The sequence below is a fragment of the Streptomyces sp. NPDC059900 genome (genome assembly GCF_050270335.1).
In the GTDB taxonomy this organism is placed as follows: Bacteria; Actinomycetota; Actinomycetes; order Streptomycetales; family Streptomycetaceae; genus Streptomyces.
On the sequence record NZ_JBNNJZ010000941.1, the window covers coordinates 1,594 to 2,040 of the forward strand.

At 70.2% G+C, this 447-nt stretch carries 1 pseudogene; it reads left to right on the forward strand.

Features of this window, described 5'->3' with window-relative positions:
- A pseudogene (locus ACQKIP_RS45975) lies at positions 1–374 on the forward strand (alpha/beta hydrolase); the annotation flags it as partial.
- Positions 375–447: the final 73 nt, after the last annotated feature.

The following is a 447-nucleotide window of genomic DNA, read 5'->3' on the forward strand; positions in this document are numbered from 1 at the left end:
AGAGGGTGTTCCTGGCGGGGGCGTCGTGCGGGGGGACGACGGCATCGGTCGCCGGGGGCGATACGCCCTTGCGGGTGGTGGGCCTGTTGATGATGTCCTCGCCTGCCCGGTGCGGCGGGGTGGACGGCGTGGCGGCGGTGAGGAAGCTGAGCGTTCCGACGCTTCTCGTGGTGTCGCCCGGTGACATGCAAGGCAACGCGGAGAAGCAGGTCCGCGAGGTCTACGCGGCCTCCGTTGCCCGCAAGAAGGAACTGGTCATCCAGAAGGGCGAATGGCACGGAACGAGCATGATCAAGCGGGCGGGCGCGGCAGGGGCCGAACTGCAGGACCGCGTCATCAAGTTCGTGGTGGATTCCTACGCCGCCGCCCGCTGAGGACGCCCCGTCACCTCCACCCCGGCAACGGCCACGAGCGCGACCGGCGCCGCGGGCCGGCCCTGTACTTACC